Source organism: [Flexibacter] sp. ATCC 35103 (assembly GCF_001975985.1).
GTDB lineage: Bacteria > Bacteroidota > Bacteroidia > Flavobacteriales > Flavobacteriaceae > Flavobacterium.
On the sequence record NZ_MTQF01000006.1, the window covers coordinates 246,509 to 266,003 of the forward strand.

Sequence of the window (19,495 nt, forward strand, 5' to 3'; positions counted from 1 at the left end):
TTTTTTCATAGTAATTGTTTAATAGATTAACGCATCAGGCGTAATTATTTGAAGTAAAAAAAACGATACAAGACAAAATAACTCATTGTTAATCAATAAGTTATAATTTTAGCATATCAAATATAGTAAAAATTATACTACATTTTATTTTATTAATAAGTTTTTTCTTTAAATTTTAAATTAGTCCCAAATAAATGGCTTAAACGTAGTAAACAATTGATTTAATGGATGTTGAATAATTTTAGTATTGGGTTCAAAAAACAAAATGTTCTTTTCTTTTTTTGAAGAATTCAGGATAAAAAACACTTTTTACTTCTTAATAAAGAATAATTAAAACGCATAGAACGCTAAGTTTATACATATAAGTCTTTACATAAACACTGCTTTCACAATTTCGATAGCTATTGGTAACAAAGTGTTTCAGCTATGAGCTTTGTGAATTTTACACAAATAAAAAAGGCTGCCATTTCTGACAGCCTTTAAGCTATTTTAATTATTGGGTAAAAACCTTTGTCAAATCTACAAGTTTGACAAAGGTTGAAATAAAAACAACTAACAACTATTATTTTTTTATAAAACGTCTAACAGTTTGTTTACCGTCTTTATCAAAAACAATCACGTAAACGCCACGGTTTAAACCGGAAACATTTATGCTGTTATCTCTGATTTCATGTGTTTTAACCAAACTTCCGGTTTGGGAATCGATTATTTTAACTGTTCCTCCTACTACATCTGTAGTAAAGAAAAGCGTTTCTGAGACCGGATTAGGATATACGTTTAATGCTACATCTTTCGTCTCTTCGTCTGCAATAGTCAATGAAGATTCAGTAGTAATTGCGGCAGCACCAATTTTGGTAATTCTGAACCAGTTGATATTTACCGCACTGGTCTGAATATAAATTCCAAAATTATACGTTCCGGCATTTACGTTTACAGTTTGTGTTACGGTTTGCCAGTTTTGCCATCCACCTGTATTTGGGATATCTACATTGCCTAAAATAATAGTTCCTCCGTTTAAATCCGAAGAGATTTTAGCACCATCAACAGCACTTGCTATTCGATACTCAATCAAATAAGAACCTGTTGTAGGGAAATTGATACTGTTATACGCCAGCCAATCTCCGGTATCTGTATAAGCAACGTTTAAGCCTCCGCCAGCATCTGTTGTAGCTTCTGTCTGAATTCCGTTCATAGCTGAGTAATCTTCGGCCTGAATCAAGGTTGAAGTTTGAGCAGTTGTTGTTGCAATCAACTTCCATTGTCCGCAAGTCTGACCGTTATCCTGCCATTGCTGTACATTTGCACCATTTGCGGTACTCGCTCCGGCAACCTCAACAATTTTACCGCTGTGTCTGGCCACTATTTTATAAAATCCGTCTCCAGTCGAAGTCACGACAAATTGCTGATTTGTTGTTCCGTTATACGGATATTGTTCTACATTGGCACCATTATCTTTATTAAAATTATTTACATCTAAAGACTGACCGCTATGATTGGCAATAATTTTATACAAACCATCACCCAAATGTGTGAAAGTATATTTTTGATTGTTTCCTGAATTTACAGTTCCCTGTGCGATATTGGCACCATTGGCTAAACTGGCATTCCAGACATCCATATTCAATCCGCTGTTTCTATTTTGCAAAAAGAAAGTCTGATTTCCTAAAGTCGTTACTCCGTTTGCAAGTATTCTGATTGAACTTACTTTGTCGTTCCATGTTGTATTCAAACACGAATTATCAGAATTAATTACTGTTGAAGCGCCTGTAAAATTATCATCCTGATACAAAATTGCCTGAAAACCCGGAGTGATTTTAAGCGACGAAATATCATCGTTTAAAACGCCTAACGCATTCAATCGTGTCAGATTATAATCACCAATAGTCAAACCTCCAGAAAATCCGGTATAATTGCAATCTTTATAAACCGTAATGACATCAGTAGAAGGTGCAATGTTTCCTCCCGGCGGAATCGTTCCAGTAACGGAATAACTACCAATAGAACCGTAAGCTGAATATCCGCCATAACCGGCGCTTCCTGCTCCTGTACCATCAACACCAATAAAATATTTACCGGCCGGCAAATTCACATTCATAGACGCATTTAATGCAAAAGGATCAGAGTTCCAATAGGTTCCCATTTCGGCACCTGCGGCATTATACAATCTGATCAAAAGATGCAGGTTTCCATCTCGTCCCACTGTATTGGCATTGATCGAGACATTTCCTCCGCCTGTTGTAAACGCAAAAAAATCATAATCGGCTTCACTGGAAATAATTCCGTTTTTCTGATTAATAGCACCGCTGGCATTATAATCTAAAGTGGCTGCAGAAGCTGTATTATTTCCGTAATCATCACCTCTGTATCCTACGCCAAATTTAGTTCCGGCAATAGTAGCGACATCATCTTGTTTATTATTTGCATAATCGTATTCTCCTTTACTCCATTGTACCACAGGTCTGTAATATCCTGCTCCCATGATTGGCGCCCACGAAGTATTGTTTATGCCCACAAAATAGTCTTCAACAGGATTTGTACGGCCATCGTGGCCCAGATCAAAAGTATGCCCTACTTCATGCGCAGAGGCATCTCCACCAGATTTACCCGAAGTAATAAATACCCAGCAAGGTACATCATTGTCCCAATTGAAGGAACCAATATATGCCACACCTCCCGCCCCCGGGGCTGCAGTATTGGTTGGAGTCACCACCACACGCATTCTTCTGTTTCTTGGGTATGAATTAAAAACGGCTTCACTTGTCGTAACATTCAGGTTAAAAGGTCGGTAATCTTCTGAGACTACTTCCCAATGTTGCTGTACATCGGCATCGCTCATTCCGGATGGTGCTGCATTTATGGCGTTTCCGTTATTCCAGAGATTTCCTGCCGGCATATTATAGCCATCAAAATCTAATAAAACACAGCCTGCGCCGCCTGGTAAACTTTGCAGGTTTAATAAAGCCGGAGCAATTGCTGCAGCAGCTGTTTTACTGGTTGTTTTATTGGTACTTTCCGGAACATTTTTATAATCGATACAAACTAATGTATTGATATCAACTTTAGAAACAAAGGCATTTCCCTGAGCATCTGAGTAATATTTGTAAGCTTCTCTTGTCTTTTTAAAAATGACGTGTCCTTCAAGGGATTTATCCATCACTTTGATATAAAAAGAAGATTCTGCTACATTTTTGATTTCTCCAATCAAAAATTCACTTGAAGCATCAGATTTTTTGTAATTGATTTTTGCATTGAAGTTTTTGTTCTCTGCCTGAAGCAAAATGGTTTTCTCTGTAGTGCTTTTGGAAGTAGCACTTGAAAGTCCGTTTTTTAAATTGTTCATGAATGTTTTACTCGAGCCTAAAGAAGTTTGCGCAACGGCAAAACTGCTAAAAACAATAAAAACAAATAAACTTAACCGAAATCTGTAATTGTTTTTCATATAATATTTAAGGTTTGGGGTTACTTTTTAAATATGCTGCTGTGTTTTATTTTTCTCGCAGATTTGGCAGATTGAGCAGATATTATTCTCATTTTATGTCATTGCGAGGAACGAAGCAACCTCACTAAAACCCGACAAAGATTGGTTCTCATTGCGGAGATTCTCGCGGAGATTTCTCTTTCGTAGAAATGACAAACTACACTCGAAGACAATAATAAAAATCTGCAGAATCTGTATAATTTTTTTTTTTCAATCTCTAAATCTGAGACAAAAATTCCCACACAGATTGAAATAAATTCTAATTTTTATTTCTCAATTTTTAATTGAAAAAAAAGCACTATCCCTTCTTTCGATCAAAAAGAAGAAATAGTGCTTTTAACAAAAACTTATTTTTTAATAAAACGTCTCACGGTTTGTGCACCATCTTTTTCAAAAACAATCAAATAAATACCTGATTTTAAAAGCGAAACATCTACGCTATTGTTATTTACTTTTTGCCCTGAAACAACTGCACCGGTTTGAGAATCAATGATACTCACATTAGCATTGCTTACATCCTGAGTAATAGATAGTGTGCTGTCTACAGAAGTTGGATAGACATTTAAGGCTACAAATTGTTCTGCAACAACTTCTGAAGGCGCTGATTTTGCCGCCAAACCTGAAGCCGCTTTTGTGATTCTGAACCAATTTAGATTAAAACCTGTATTTTGAACATAGATTCCGAAATTGTATGTTCCGGCATTTACATTTACGGTTTGCGTAATGGTTTGCCAATTTTGCCATCCTCCGGTATTAGGTACATTGACAGCACCAAGCTGAATAGTTCCGGCACTTAAATCAGAAGATAATCTTCCTCCGGTTACAGCACTTGCAACACGATATTCAATTACATAATTTCCTGAAGTAGGGAAATTAACATTGTAATAAGCCATCCAGTCTCCTGTATCTGCGTAACCTACATTAAGACCTCCGCCAGTATCTGTTGTTGCTTCAGTCTGAATACCACTCATAGATGAATAGCTTTCTGCCTGAATTAAAGTTCCTGTACCTGTTGGTGGATTGCTTCCTGTAATAACCTGATTTACGGCTGTTAATAATGATTTTGAACCGGTAGCATCCTGAGATAATTCCCAAATCATAACTCCGCCTGCATTTTGAATTGCAAAAGTTGTTTTTGCTTTGATGGTTGGGATTCCGTTATAATAAATCGTGTTTCCTACCTGATCCTGATTTTCTGCTCCAGGATACTGGGCTACGATATTGGCATAAGAAATTCCCTGATTTGCAGAAGCTCCAAAACCATATCCGTAAAACGGAAGACCAATGATTGCTTTACTTGCCGGTAATCCTCTCCCTGTCCAGTAATTAAATTGATTCACTGCCATGCTGTAAGGAGAATGTTGTCCCGGAGATCCAGGAGCCCAAGGTCCTGTTGCATCATAGGCCATGATATTGATCCAGTCATAAGCTGCAAAAGTAGACGCTGGTACATTTGCACCGCCATATCCTTCAGAAAGTGCTGCTGTAATTTGTTTACCATTTGCATGCAATTTAGCCGCAAGAGCAATTACAAATCCGCCGTAATCACCATTGATTGCAGGTCCTTCAAGATCAACATCTACTCCGTCAAAATTATGTGCTACGACATAATCGTATATTTTCTGGATAAATGCTGTTCTGTTTCCGGAGGTAATCAAATTAAAATAATTATCTCTAATTGCTCCTCCTTCAGAAATTGCTCCTCCGCCAAGCGAAACAAAAACTTTTACGTTTTGATTGTGGGCAGCATTAATAAGAGTCGTGTTTCCGGAGTTGTAAGAGAGATATCCGTTTGCATCAGGATTTTCGAACGCAATATTTATGTGCGTTAGTTTACTATACTGGATAGTACTCGAAAAGGAATTCAGGTCAACCCAGTTTGGGACATAAGCGATTACTTTTTTCTGGGCCATCGATAAATTGAAAACGCCCAATACTAAAATAACCATCCATTTTAACGGCATTCTTTTGTAATTGTTTTTCATAATAATTGTTTAATAGGTTAATAAAAAATGTAAATAATTGGGGACGAAATTTTATATTTTTGATTAAATATTTTAGAGATAAGAGTCAGGATTTAGTGAATAAATCCTGACTCTAAAATTTATATGCTTACTTATTTTTTTATAAAACGTTTTACCGTTTTTTTACCATCTTTTTCAAAAACTACCAGATAAACGCCTCTTCTTAAATGCGAAACATCTATACTGCTGTTATTTACTTTTTGTCCTGCTGTTGCTCCGGTTTGTGAATCTACAATACTCACATTTCCTCCGCTTACATCTGTAGTGATATAAAGTGTGTTTTCAACCGGGTTTGGGTATACATTTAAAGCTGTTTCAACTGGAGCTTCTTCTTCTGCAACTGTTGCTGAAGCAGTTTTAGCCGCTAAACCAGCTCCAACTTTTGTAATTTTTATCCAGTTGATATTCATTCCCGTATTTTGAATATAGATTCCGAAATTGTACGTTCCTGCATTCACATTTACGGTTTGAGATACCGTTTGCCAGTTTTGCCATCCTCCGGTATTTGGAATATCGACATTACCCAGAACAATAGTTCCTCCGTTTAAATCTGATGATAATTTACCGCCCGTTACACCACTTGCCACTCTGTATTCGATTAAATAAGAACCAGTAGTTGGAAAATTAATGCTGTTGTATGCCAACCAGTCACCGGTTTCTGTGTAACCCACATTAGAACCTCCTCCGGTATCTGTTGTAGCTTCTACCTGAATACCGCTCATAGCTGAATAATCTTCGGCCTGAATTAAAGTCGATGTTTGCGAAGATGTAGCAGGAACCAGTTTCCATTGTCCGCACGTTTGGTTGTTGTTATCCCATTGTTGTACAATAGCTCCGGATGCTGTACTTGCTCCTGCAACCTCAACAATTCGACCGCTGTGTCTGGCAACAATTTTATAAAATCCGTCACCGGTTGAAACCAATACAAACTGCTGATTCGTTGTTGCATTATATGGATATTGTTCTACTCGCGCACCATTAGCTTTATTAAAATTATTTACATCTAAAGACTGACCGCTGTGATTGGCAATAATTTTATACAATCCGTCGCCTAAGTGTGTTAAAGTAAATTTTTGATTGCTTCCTGAGTTAAGAGCGCCCTGATTAATTCCTGCACCATTTGCTACACTTGAATTCCATACATCCATGTACAGATTACTGTTTCTGTTTTGCAGGTAAAAAGTCTGGTTTCCTAAAGTAGTTGTTCCGTTAGCAATAATTCTGATCGAGGTTACTTTGTCATTCCAGGTGGTATTCAGACAAGCATTATCAGAATTAATTACGGTAGAAGCTCCTGTAAAATTATCATCCTGATATAAAATCGCCTGAAAACCCTGTGTAATTTTAAGCGAAGAAATATCATCGTTTAAAACACCTAAAGTATTCAAACGCGCCAGATTATAGTCTCCAATAGTTAATCCGCCAGAGAATCCTGTATAGTTACAATCTTTATAAACCGTAATTACATCTGTAGTTGCGGGAACTGAAGGTACTGATCCTGCATATCCTCCAAAAGTAGCAATTACTTTAGTTGGCTGAGGCGAATGAAGCGATGGCGATTGATCAGCCACATCATCATAAGCAAATCCGTATGCCAGATTATCAACACTTATTCCCGGTAAATGCCAGAATTTAGAATAATGGTTTGTTGGATTCACCTGATAAAATTTCGATGCATCATACCAGTTTTGTTGTCCCGGATTTGCAGTTGTTGTGTTTACAACATGTCTGTTAATTGCTGCTGTTAATTGTGCCTGAATTACAAGGTCTAAATCTCCGTCAACAAGTCTTCTGTCCAGAACACCTTTACCTTCAAGTGCTTCCTGAGTCGAAGGTCTGTTTTGTACACGTCCTGTACGACCAACAAAACCACCAGATTGCCCAACCATTTCCAGTTGTTCACCAATAACTCTTCCTTTAAATACTCCGGCATCTCCGGCATAAAATATCAAATCTTCATTTTTATATTTATTCCAGATCGCATCAATATAAGATTTTAGATAATTAGCCTGAGCTCCTACAGAAGTTCCTCCTGTTCCGTCTGCAAAAGCAGGCGTTTTTGATGGCGCAGTAATTTCGCCTGTTGTATTATTTACACAACCCTGAAATTCTGATGGCACATTTGCTTTAAAAGCAGCCACAATATCTTCGTGTTTTTTTAATTCACCCACTCTTTTTTGGTATCCGTTAGCACCAAATAATTCCAGTCCCATTGGGTATTTATAGGAATCAACTCTGGATGGATTTCCAAAAAAGCCATATTGGTTATTGGTTAATTCGATAATTTCATATAAAATTCCCTGATTTGGGTCTGTAGCATTCAACGGGTTTGGCGACGTATATCCTGAAGGTGCTCCGCTTGCGCCAAAAAAGTAAAAATACAATTGTTGTCCTTTAGCAATAAAAACCCTGCAGCCTGCAATTTGAGGCAGCGTAAAAGTCTTGTTAGGGATTTCGCTTAGCTTGGTAAAACAATTGGCATATTTTGAGTTTTGTCCCGGTCCGGTATTTCCGCCAATTGTAGGTCCTGTAACTGTGTTGTAAGACGAACTCATGGGCAATACCTGACTTGTTTTGGCATTTACCCAAACGTGATTTCCTGTAGTATAATCAATACCTACAATAGCGACATACAATTCGTTATCATTAAATGTAGAGGTATTACTTATGGTAAAAGGAATTGGTCCCTGACCGTGCATTAAATTGGAGAACACTAAAAACAGTGTTGCCAAAAAAGTAATTCTTTTAAGTTTAATTCTATTCATATCTAGGTTATTTTGGGGTTACGCAAATAGATTTTTCATCAAAGTCATTTTAAGTCATGATTGTATTGATCCGTCAGGTGCAAGTATCGGTGCTATCCTTTTTTAAATTTAATTCCAGATTATTGAAACCGAGAACATCATTTTAAAACAAATTACACCCAACGGATTTTTTATTTATTGCTTGATCAGTTTTTTAGACCAGCTTTTTTGATCTGATTTAAAATTAAGAATATAGATTCCTCTTCTAAGTCTGCTTATATCTATCAGATCTTCTTTAGCATCAGCATCAATTTTTTTCTCTACCAGCAATGTTCCTGATTCATCATAAATCGTTACCGTTTTATTGTCTAATTTTTCAGGTATTGCTACTTGAATATAATTAGTTGCCGGATTAGGATACACCGCAAAAACAGTCGTTTCAACTTGTGCTTCTTCGCTAGCAACTGCAGCCTTTTTAGCTGTCGAGGCAGATCCGTAAGCTTCTATTTCGAATAGGGAATATCCGTATGGAGCCAGGGCTTTTGCGGTACATAAAATTCTAAGGTATCTTCCTGTTCCGCTTACTGCTAAATCATCTGTTCCGCCATCACTTGCCGTTTGTGTGTTTACAGTTTCGTTTTCAGTGAAAACATTATCTGTCGAAATTTGTACTTTATATTGCGTTGCAAAAGCTGCTTCCCATTTTAAAACCACACGATTAATGTTGTAATTACTTCCTAAATCAACATAAATCCATTCGCTTGCATTAGCAAAACTACTTGCCCAACGAGTTCCGGTACTGTCTCCATCAGTTGCTTTATTAGCTGATAAGGTTGCATTTTCTTCTGTAGAAGCTGTAGCTGTTTTGGCTAAAGCCAAATTGACATTGGTAGGTGCTGTAATATTTCGAACAATCACATCGCTGAAAACTCCGGTTGCCAAAGTTCCGTTTGCATGAGAAGTTACCGCCATTCCTACATAAATGGTGCTTGCCATGGCAATTGTTTTTGGTGTACCAATTTGTGTCCACGTTGTTCCGTTATCAGATGAATAAGAAGTAAATACGTTTCCTGATCTCGTTACACGAAGCCATTTTGGAGCTGTTCCTGTAGCTGCCTGAGCCGTTGTAATTCCTGAAACAGCATCTCTGGATAAAAATTCTACACCTGCTGCAGCTGTTACATCTGTCATTGCATGTTTAGAAGTTGGCGTAAGCGTTTCACGAAACATTACTCCTGCTTTTGCATAAGTATTTGTGTTTGTTAATGAATTTACTTTGGCAATAATTTCAGCATCACCTGTAATAGGCTGATTTACAAACTGAAATTGATCGCTTGATTCCCAAATATCAATTCCTGATCCTTTAATCGTGAAAGTTCCGTTTGCGTGAGTAGCTTCTCCAACCGGAGTTACAGCACCTAAATCTGTGCTTACCCACGGAGCAGGCAATGTTGCAGGAGGATTTTCTGTAGAAACTAAATTTACAGCTCTGATATTGTCAAAATAATACGTGTTTCCTGAGTTCGTTCCGGGCTCTAATAAGAAAACAAAACGATTTACTTCGCTGTCTAATGTAGATGCATCAGGCGAGCTTGCGTATGAAAACACTAAGGTATGCCAGGTATTGGTCTGTTTTACAACAGCCTGATAAATACTATGTCTCCCCGCTGGATAATTAGACGGAATTGAAGCGCTGCTTTCTGCCTGCCATGAAATCACTGATCCAACAGGTGCAGATGTATACACATCCATAGCAAACTTTTTAGTTCCGCTTTTAAAATCTCCAATATTGGTTAAAGTCGCATTGAATGAAAAATTATCATACAACTCAGTCGATTTTCTAACATATTTTCCAACGTTAGATGAAGTATTGATTCCGCTTGCACTAGGATTTGCCGTGTTTGGCGTATAAGTTCCAATTGCATCTCTGAATGTGATATTATGCACTGTTTGATAATCTTCATAAACCACTCCCGGTGTGTAAGTATCCGGTAATTTGGTAGAACCAATTCTGATATTATCAAAATAATACGTATCGCTTGTATAAGAACCTGAATTGGCAAGAATCACCATTTGGTTTATCGCCAGATTTGATGTTCCCTCATCCGGACTTGAATTGTAATAGAAAGTCAGTGTTTCCCACTGATTTTGTTTCGTTGTAATGGCTACATAATTACTGTTTCTTCCTGTTGGAAAATTCGCAGGAAGCGATGTTGCACTATTTTCTAAATTCAAACTTACCACTGTACCAATTGGTGCCGAAGTATAAACATCGATCATGATTTTATTCGTCTGGTTTTTTAATAAACCTGCGTCTTCGATTGTGCTTTGTGTATTAAAGAAAAGCACATCATATTGTTCCGTTACATTTCGAACATACTTCGCCACATTTGCAGAAGAGTTTACTGAATTTGCTCCCGGATTTGCTACAACAGAATATACTCCTGTAGTTGTTCCTTTGATAATTTTGTTGATTCCGTCATAATTTTGAAGAACATCAGTTGCAATAATTGGTTTTTCAGGAGCCGCTTTTGTCAACAAATTATCAAAATAATAGGTAGTTCCGGAATTCGAATTAGATTCAAAAAGAAACACCACATTGTTAATCGTTAATGCACTTGTATTAGGATCGATCACTTTTTCGAATTCAAATTCTATCGTTTCCCATTTGTTCTGTACCGTTGTTGTGGCTTTGTAACCGCTGTGTCTTCCGGATGGAAAATTAGTTGCTGTGGTTACCAGGCTATTTTCGAGCTGCATTGAGATTTTTGTCCCAACCGGCGCCGAAGTATAGATATCAAAAGAAATCTTTTTTCTGCCATATACATAATCATTTGCATTGCTGATGGTTACATTTTTGATATTCATAACATCATATAATTCAGATGCGTTACGAACATATTTACCTACCAAAGCAGAAGTATTGATTCCTGTAGCCGAAGGATTTGCAACGGCTTCTGTCAAAACTCCTGTTTTAAGTCCGTACACAACATTTCTGTTAGATTGAAAATCTTCATAGATTCTTTCTACCGGTAAAGGCACCTCGGTAGTTACCGCCAATTTATACGTATTACCCGTACATCCTGAAACTGTTGTGGCCACAGAAACATCTCCTCCTGTGGTTCCCCAATTTACATTGATGGTATTTGTACCTTGTCCTGAAGTAATTGTAGCTCCCGCAGGAACTGTCCAGTTATAAGTGGCACCGGCAATAGCATTTATAGAATATGTTTTACCAGTTTCGTTATTGTAAACTTTTGCATCGCCCAAAACGCCGTAAGTAAAACTTCCGCTGTAAACACGAACATAATCTACTTGTAGTTTTGCCGGAAAATCAGCCGGAATTGGCTCTACTCCTGCTCCGTTTACACTTGTATATGGCGTTCCTAAACTACCAACTGCAAGATTCAGAATAATATAAAACTGTTGGTCATTAAAAGGCCATCCGCCGTTTACAGTTGTTTGTGGTGTAGCCGTATGAAATAAATTGCCATCAATAAACCATTTTATAATATTTGGTCCCCATTCTACCGCATAAACATGAAATTCTGTAGACAAATCAGTTGGCGAAGAATAACTTCTTCCGGTATAATGATACCCGCCACCGTCATAATGAATTGTCCCGTCTATAGATTTTGGATTTCTGTGTTTAGCTTCCATGATATCAATTTCACCTGTAAAAGGCCAATTTGAAGTTCCTGCCGGTAACATCCAGAATGCCGGCCATGCTCCCATTCCGTTAGATAATTTCATACGGGCTTCTATTCTTCCATATTTTATGGCATATTTACCTTCTGTAGTAAGTTTTGCAGAAGAATAAGGTTGTTGCGGAAATGAGGCATTTGGTGCATATTTTGCCTCAATATTCAAATAACTGTTTGTTCCTTCCTTGACAATTGTTGCCTGATTAGGATCGTAACGCTGTGCCTCTGCATTTCCGAATCCGCAAAGCGATGGACAGCCGTTTCCTGAAATACTTTGCCATTTGGTTGCGTCTACGGTCGTACCGTTAAACTCATCTGACCAAATTAAAGTATTGCATTGTGAGTGTAGTTTTAAAAAAGGCGACAATATTATAATTGTCAGTAGAAATGCCCTTTTTACGGGATTGTAATTGTTTCCCGGTGGTCGGCCGGAAAAAGAGTCTTTTTGATTCATTTTTTAGTTTTTTTGTTAGTAAAGATTATTACCGCAATAAATAGCTACTTTGTAAAAAATAGATTGTTATTTTGATAATAGTGGCACAATATTAACAAATAAATGAGGTAAGACTTACATTTTTGAATACGGTTTGACTACGGTGTTTGTAAAAAAATGTAATACTTAGCCCGCAAAATGCGTAAAACTACTTAGGATTTTACTGATACTAAAAAACGCGTGATGTATTGGTTTTAAACAGATCGAGAAGGAATTTTATTTGTAGGAATACAATCGTTTTGTAATTTATTACATGATTGCGTAAAACCCGACAGGTTTTTAAAACCTGTCGGGTTTAATATGCCAACGCGTTTTGCGCCAAATTTAAAAATTCAGAATATATTCTGTAATATTAGCTTCTGATGAAAGCTGCAATTTTTTCCGAATACGATAACGCGTATCTTCAACTCCACGAACAGAAATTCCTAAAAGCGGAGCAATTTCTTTTGTATTGAAATTCATTCGCAAGTAAGCACACAATCGCATATCACGCGGAGTAAGTTCCGGAAAGCTGTTTTTTAACCTTTGCATGAAATTATCGTGAAGCTGATTAAAGATCTCTTCAAATTCATTCCAATGCTGATCGCCCTGCAATTCGTGGTCTATGATTCGGTTAATTTTAGTCAATAAACCATAATTGGTATTGAAGTCATTCTTTTTATCGATCTGACCAATAAGATCTTTTATCGAAAGTAAAATCTCATTTAGATGAATAAGATTCACAGTATTCGAAGCTACTTTGGCATTTTTGAGATTAATAGTCGCTTCGAGATTTTCTCTCATAATACTCATATTCTCTTTTTCTAATGCCAGTTTTTGCTCGTTTAATTCAGCCCGATTGCGTAACAATTCTTTTTCCTGATTCAGGATTAATTGTTCCCGTTCCCGTTCTGCCAGATTTTTTTGGTATTTGATGATCGTATAAATCAAAATACTAAAAAGAATTAAATACAAAATATAAGCCCAGGTTGTCCTATACCACGGCGGTAAAATCTCAAATTTAAAAACTGCTTCTTCACTTACGACATCATAAATATTTTTTGCCCTTACGTGAAAAACATATTCGTTTTCCGGCAAATTGGTATATTCTTTTTCAGTCTGCAAATTCCAATCAGACCATTTGGGTTCAAAACCTTCCAGCCAGTATTCATATTTTGTAGCATCGGCTTCATCATAACAAAGTGAAGCAAACGAAAAATGCAATGCGTTATTAGAATGCGATAAAACAGTTGAAAGCTTATTTTTTGATGATTCTGTTTGATTCGAAAGCACGTCATATCTACTGGAAAACAACAAACTATCTTTAGGAAAAATAGATTTAACCTCAGAAATAACCGCTTTATACTTTGCCTGATATTTTTTATTTTTGGTAGTATTATAATGAATCAGGCCGTCTTGTGTACCAAAAAATACATCTCCGTTAGCTGTTGTCTGGATATTTTCGAAACCCGGAATATACAAATACCTTAATTTTCTAAAAGGCAATTCTTCTACAGTAAAATTGCCTCCCGCTTTCTGACTCATTTTTCCGGTATTTTCGCCTGAGATATACCAGATATTATTTTGATGATCTGCTTTAAGCAAACGAATATGATTCTCTAAACCAAGAGGTTTCCTGAAAGTAAGATCCGGAATCATTTTATTTGAATGAGAATTTTGTTTATAAACCCCTTTTGTTGTCCCAAAAAGAATCTGATTATTGATCTTAAAAGTGTTTAAAAACAAACTCGACGGAAAACCATTTTTATCATTATAAAACTGAATGTCTGAAACGGTATCGAATGTTTTATTAAACCTGATTTTAAAAATTCCCTTATATCCATGCGCGATCCAGATATTCTCAGCAGCATCTGTAACCATTACCCTGCTGCTTTCTTCAAAACCTTTTATTTTGTGCTGATAAACCCAGGAATTATTTATATTTTTTAATAAATACAAACCATTATATCCACCAACAAGCAATAAATCAGGATGATTGGGGATTAGAACTCCTTGCCATGCGCCATCTGTTTTTGCTAATAATTCTGCCGAATTGCCTTTTATTTCAAAGATTCCGTTTTTTTCAAAAGCCAAAAGCGAATTTCCAAAAACACCAATATTCCAAACATTTTCAGACATTCCTGCAATATGCTGAAAATGCATATTCTCATGCTGACCATTTTTGTAACGTTCCCAATCTAACCAGAAAACGCCATTATCTGTGGCAATAAAGAGTTTGTTTTGATAAATCTGACTGCAATATATTTTGGTTTCAGAATTTGATGCATCGAGTATTTTTGACAAAGGCGACGAAATCTGAATCAGCGAAATACCTTCTTTTAAAGTTACCCATAAATTGCCTTCTGTATCGACTTTAAGATTCGTAACATATTCGTTCTGCAAACCTGTTTGTTTGTTAATATGCTGAATCAAATTTCCTTCACTATCAATGACTATCAGCCCTGTCTGACGTGTTCCTATTGCAAAATAACCATCAGAAAGCAGAATTCCGGTTGAGATTTGATTTTGCTGTAACAAATGATCCACTTTTGTCACAAAAGATTTTAATTGACCATTTTTATAACTAAAAAGTCCGTTTTTTTGTGTCAGAAGAATCAAACCTTCTTTGGTTTCAAAAATTTTCCTGATTTTTAATCCTATAAATTGTTTACTATTTTCAATTTCAACCAATACATCATTTTCCAGTTTCAGCAATCCTCTTATATTATCTGAAACATAGATTTCTGTGTTGACTTCAAAAAAATCATCAAACTTGGCTTGCGATCGTATTGTTTTGATTTTGTTATCCTTGTAGATAAATATTTCTTCATTCGAGAAGAAAACAACTTCATTCTTCCTGACAACGGTGTGCAAAACATCACCAAAATTTCTAGCAGAATGCCGGATCAATTTTACCAGAGAAGTATATTTATATTGTCCGTTTGGCAGTTGAATTGTATAACCAAATTCGCCCTGAGCGCCCACATACATCTTATCATTTTTAGCAATTGCAAGAGAGCGAACCATACTTTTGTTTTCCGGCTGCGTTACAATGCTCCATCTTACGCCATCAAATTGCATGATTCCAAAATGATTCGCAAAAAACATCATTCCTTTAGAATCCTGTAAAACATCCCAATTCTCTGAGGCTGCTTTATAGGTTTTAGGGCTATAATTTGTAATAAACGGAACTCCAATTTTTTTAATTTGCGCATTGGCAATTGGATATAAAAGAGATATCGATAGAACTAAAATTCTAATTGTAAATTTTGTCATTTTCTTTCTGTCTGTAGGTTAGTTCGTAGCTTTTTGAGAACTACATTCTTAAAAATACCCCTTTGGGAAAAAGCATTTTTAAGCCAAAAGAAACTGTTTATTCATTGCTTTCGAAATAACAATTTGACAATCTTGAGCAGTAAAAAAAACGAATCTCTACAATCAAATATATAAAAATTTATTTTAATGTAACAAATTACAATTAAAATAGAGATTTTGATAATAAAGAAAGTGAGGAATTAGAGAATGTGGGCAATTAGATAATTAGAAAATATTACGTTTAATCTTGTCATTTCGAGCGAAGGGAGAAATCACACTAGAAACTCCGCAAAGTAAAATCCTAATCTTTGTCGAATTACTGATGTGATTTCTCCCTTCGCTCGAAATGACATAAACTGGCGAAACCTGAAACTTGAAACTTTTTAAACTTGAAACTTTTTAAACTTGAAATTTTTTAAACTTGAAACCTGAAACTTGAAACCTGAAACTTGAAACCTGAAACTTTTTAAAATATTTAAATCAAAAAATTTAATTCTTCATAAGAATGAAAAAGTTCTGCTCCTTGTTTTTGTAAATCTTCGTTGTTAAATCCGTTTGCGAAACCATAAACTTTGAATCCGCCTTTAATTCCTGCGATCACGCCTGCTTTGCTATCTTCTATGACAATGCAGTCTTTTACATCAAAACCCATTTCTTTTGCTGCATGCAGAAAAATTCCGGGCTCTGGTTTCCAACTATTTATCTGGTAGGAACTGAATATTTTATTTTCGAACTTATTCAATAAACCTGCGACTTCAAGATTCAGTCTAATTTTATCGACGGGACCACTGGAGGCAACACAATACGGTATGGTCAATTTATTTAGAAATTCAACTATGCCTTCCATTGGTTTGACCTGAGTTTTAAAAGCTTCAAAACTTTTTTCGCGATACTCACTTTCAAAATTATCCGGAAGTTTTTTTCCAATAGCTTCTTCAATATGAAGGAAACATTCTTTTAGATTGCGACCATTAAAATCACGGTAAGCATCTTCAAGTTTCATCTTAAAACCATGTTCGGCAGCCATTGAAAGCATTATACCATTACCTATTTTTTCTGTATCTACAAGAACACCATCACAATCGAAAATTATACATTTAACTTCCATACTATTTATTTACATTTTTAATTACTCGGCCTGACCGAAAATGTAAATTACAAAATTATTCTCTAAAGCAAAGAGATTTTTAGAGTGAAGAGGATATTTTTGAGATTATCTGAACGATAAAATCAGCCTGAGCAGGATTTATTTTTTTCAGGGCATGTTCTGTCTGAAACCATTCGGCTCTGTCGACTTCTGGAAAAGATTGCATTTTTCCGGATTTTGGTGGCCATTCCATTTCAAATTCGTTGCTTTTTATGAGCGTTGCATCAATATCAAATTCATGTGCCCATGCAAAAATGGTTTTACCTGATTTTAGCTTTACAGATTCCAGTTCGATAAAATCACCTTCTAACTCAAAACCTGTTTCTTCTTTAAATTCACGTTTTGCTGCATCCAGCGGATCTTCTTCGGCTGTAAATTCCCCTTTGGGAATCGACCAGCTTTCGAGATCTTTATTTTTCCAAAACGGACCACCGGGATGGACTAATAAAAAGAAAATTGTTTTATCGACGAATTTATAAAGGAGAATTCCGGCGCTTTGTTTCATATACTTTTTACTGATTTAACTATTTAGCTCTAATTCTTTTATTAGCCTGTCTAAAATTAAAGAAAATTCATCTAATTTGTGCGGTAAATGAATAAATACGGACTTAATAGTTTCTTTGTCTATTTCAATTCCATCAGATTGAGGACTTAAACGTAAAATTTTATCAAACCTTATATTTAAATTTTTATAACTTCCAATAAAAACAATTCTTTTATTGGTTAAATATAAATTCCCTGTATCGACATACTTAAGAGAATAATCATTCACCTTTTGAAAAACTGAATTCAAATAAAATCTTTTTAAGGCTTTCATATCTGATTTATAATGTAATGGCTTTTGTTTAAAGCTTTTTAATTCATGCCATTTTACTGAACCAATTTTAAAATAACATTTTTCTGATTTCTGAATTACAATATCAGGCTCAATAGTAGATAAAGGCAGATTTTCTAATTTCCAATACAATCTAAGTCTTTCTAATTGATTAGTTATCTCTTTACTAAAAAGCAAATCGACTTTTAAATTTTTAGCTATATTGTTTATTTCTTCTTCTTGATCCGGGGAAAGTTCTTGATACTTTATAACATTTTCGACATGTTTTTGAATAAAGTTATGTTTAACTTCATTCGTAATGGTAGTAATAAATGATTTAGGAAGTTTAAGATCATTTTCTAATTTATTCAAAAGCTGCTCTTCTTCTTGTATTAATTTTCCGTTAGAAATAGCTTTCTCAAAAATAATTCTGTAAACAATTATTCCAACATTATGATTTAATTTTTCTACACAATCATCTTTTAAAGATAAGATCAATTTCAAATGATTTAAATTTTCAAAATCTAAATTGCTTAACACTCCATCTTTAAGACAATCATTTAAATAAACAGCATAAAATTCTTCTAAATTAAGCTTGAATTCCTTTTGAATGTTAATCTGATAACGTTGCTCAATTTCATAAATATTCTCATTTGAAATTTCCTTTATTGGATAAGATGCCAATAAATTATTTACTTCAATCACACTATTCTCAGCTGGTAATTGACTAAATAATTTCTGAAAGAAACTTACATTTACCAGTGGTACAACCTGAAAAACATTTTTTATCATAATTTATTCGTATTTTCTATATTCTTGATAAATTGGTTCGCTCCAATCACAAACGCCTCCATGATGCGAACAAGTTCCTCTGCCTGTTGAACCTGATGTTGAACCATCACAGCAACGAGTAATATATCCTACAATTCGCTTTTTTATTGGGTTGATTTTATTGTATAATTTATCTGCTTTTTTATCTCCAAGCTGCATTGCTTTGAGGCAATCGCTGACTGCTTCTTTAATTTTAGCAGTTTTACTATAGCAAAGCGCTCTGTTGTAAAATAAGTTTGGATTATTTTCTTCTTTTAAAATTAAGGAATCCAATTGAGGAAGAGCAAGTTTATATTTCTCCGCCTTAACAAGATCAAATGCTTTTATCGTTGAAATTTTATTTTCTTCAACTGCAATTCTATTCTTATCAACAGGCAATTTTGAAAACAACGCAGCTTTTTTAAGTTGTTTTGATGCTTCGTTAATTTTATGTTTATCTGCAAACTGAGAACTTGCATTTATAAAATAAGTCAAACTATCATTTCTAATCTTTTCTTTTCGCTCCAATTCTGCTCTTATTCTTGCTTCGTTCTCTAATTTTAGCTTTAATAAATGTGCTTCTTTTTTATCTACATCATTATAATGCCCTAAAAGAGGTAGCGAGAAAAGTAAAATTATAAATGCAAAAACAGATTTTATTTTTGTAGTCAGGATAAATCTAAATTTTTTCTCAATCCAATTATGACTTGACGGCAAAATCATAAAACCCAAGAAACCAAACAATATAGTTAATAATAAATGTTTTATACATGATAATGCAATTAGCAAGAAAAAAACGCCACCAATCCATCTTAACATTTTTAGAGAAGGATTAGATTTTTTAGTTTCATGAGCATTTCCTTTAAAATAATGTTTTAAGACTTGTGATTTTTCTGGAATTAAATTTGAAACATATCTCATTTTTAAATAATTATATTTTTTAATTTTCAAACTTATAATTTTTTAAAAATTCAATTTTACTGTTTT

At 35.1% G+C, this 19,495-nt stretch carries 9 protein-coding genes; all 9 read right to left on the reverse strand.

Annotated elements, in window-relative coordinates:
* Positions 1–562: 562 nt before the first annotated feature.
* The 9 genes from BXU01_RS23765 to BXU01_RS14170 all read right to left on the reverse strand — a co-directional run bounded on the left by BXU01_RS23765 (position 563) and on the right by BXU01_RS14170 (position 19,459).
* Positions 563–3,439: an RICIN domain-containing protein gene (locus BXU01_RS23765; protein ID WP_255373773.1), complete on the reverse strand. Its 2,877-nt coding sequence runs from the start codon at positions 3,437–3,439 to the stop codon at positions 563–565.
* A 386-nt stretch (positions 3,440–3,825) separates the two neighbouring features.
* On the reverse strand, positions 3,826–5,463 hold the full coding sequence (locus BXU01_RS14135) for a glycosyl hydrolase family 18 protein (RefSeq protein WP_083693798.1): 1,638 nt from the start codon (positions 5,461–5,463) through the stop codon (positions 3,826–3,828).
* A 131-nt stretch (positions 5,464–5,594) separates the two neighbouring features.
* Positions 5,595–8,267 (reverse strand): beta-1,3-glucanase family protein, encoded by a 2,673-nt coding sequence (locus tag BXU01_RS14140; RefSeq protein WP_083693799.1) that lies wholly within the window; start codon positions 8,265–8,267, stop codon positions 5,595–5,597.
* 174 nt (positions 8,268–8,441) lie between these two features.
* Positions 8,442–12,404 (reverse strand): family 16 glycosylhydrolase, encoded by a 3,963-nt coding sequence (locus tag BXU01_RS14145; RefSeq protein ID WP_083693800.1) that lies wholly within the window; start codon positions 12,402–12,404, stop codon positions 8,442–8,444.
* Positions 12,405–12,767: 363 nt separating this feature from the next.
* Positions 12,768–15,698, reverse strand: a complete 2,931-nt coding sequence (locus BXU01_RS14150; protein ID WP_083693801.1) for a triple tyrosine motif-containing protein — start codon at positions 15,696–15,698, stop codon at positions 12,768–12,770.
* A 514-nt stretch (positions 15,699–16,212) separates the two neighbouring features.
* Entirely contained in the window at positions 16,213–16,845 is a 633-nt protein-coding gene (locus tag BXU01_RS14155; RefSeq protein WP_083693802.1) for an HAD family phosphatase, read from the reverse strand.
* A 79-nt stretch (positions 16,846–16,924) separates the two neighbouring features.
* The gene (locus BXU01_RS14160; protein ID WP_083693803.1) at positions 16,925–17,389 is read right to left on the reverse strand and encodes an NUDIX domain-containing protein; all 465 of its coding nucleotides are present in this window, start codon (positions 17,387–17,389) and stop codon (positions 16,925–16,927) included.
* A gap of 15 nt (positions 17,390–17,404) precedes the next feature.
* Complete coding sequence (locus BXU01_RS14165; protein WP_083693804.1) at positions 17,405–18,490, reverse strand: hypothetical protein; 1,086 nt, start codon at positions 18,488–18,490, stop codon at positions 17,405–17,407.
* Between the two features lie 3 nt (positions 18,491–18,493).
* A complete protein-coding gene (locus tag BXU01_RS14170) occupies positions 18,494–19,459 on the reverse strand; it encodes a hypothetical protein (protein WP_123774056.1) in 966 nt (321 codons plus the stop codon).
* Positions 19,460–19,495 lie beyond the last annotated feature (36 nt).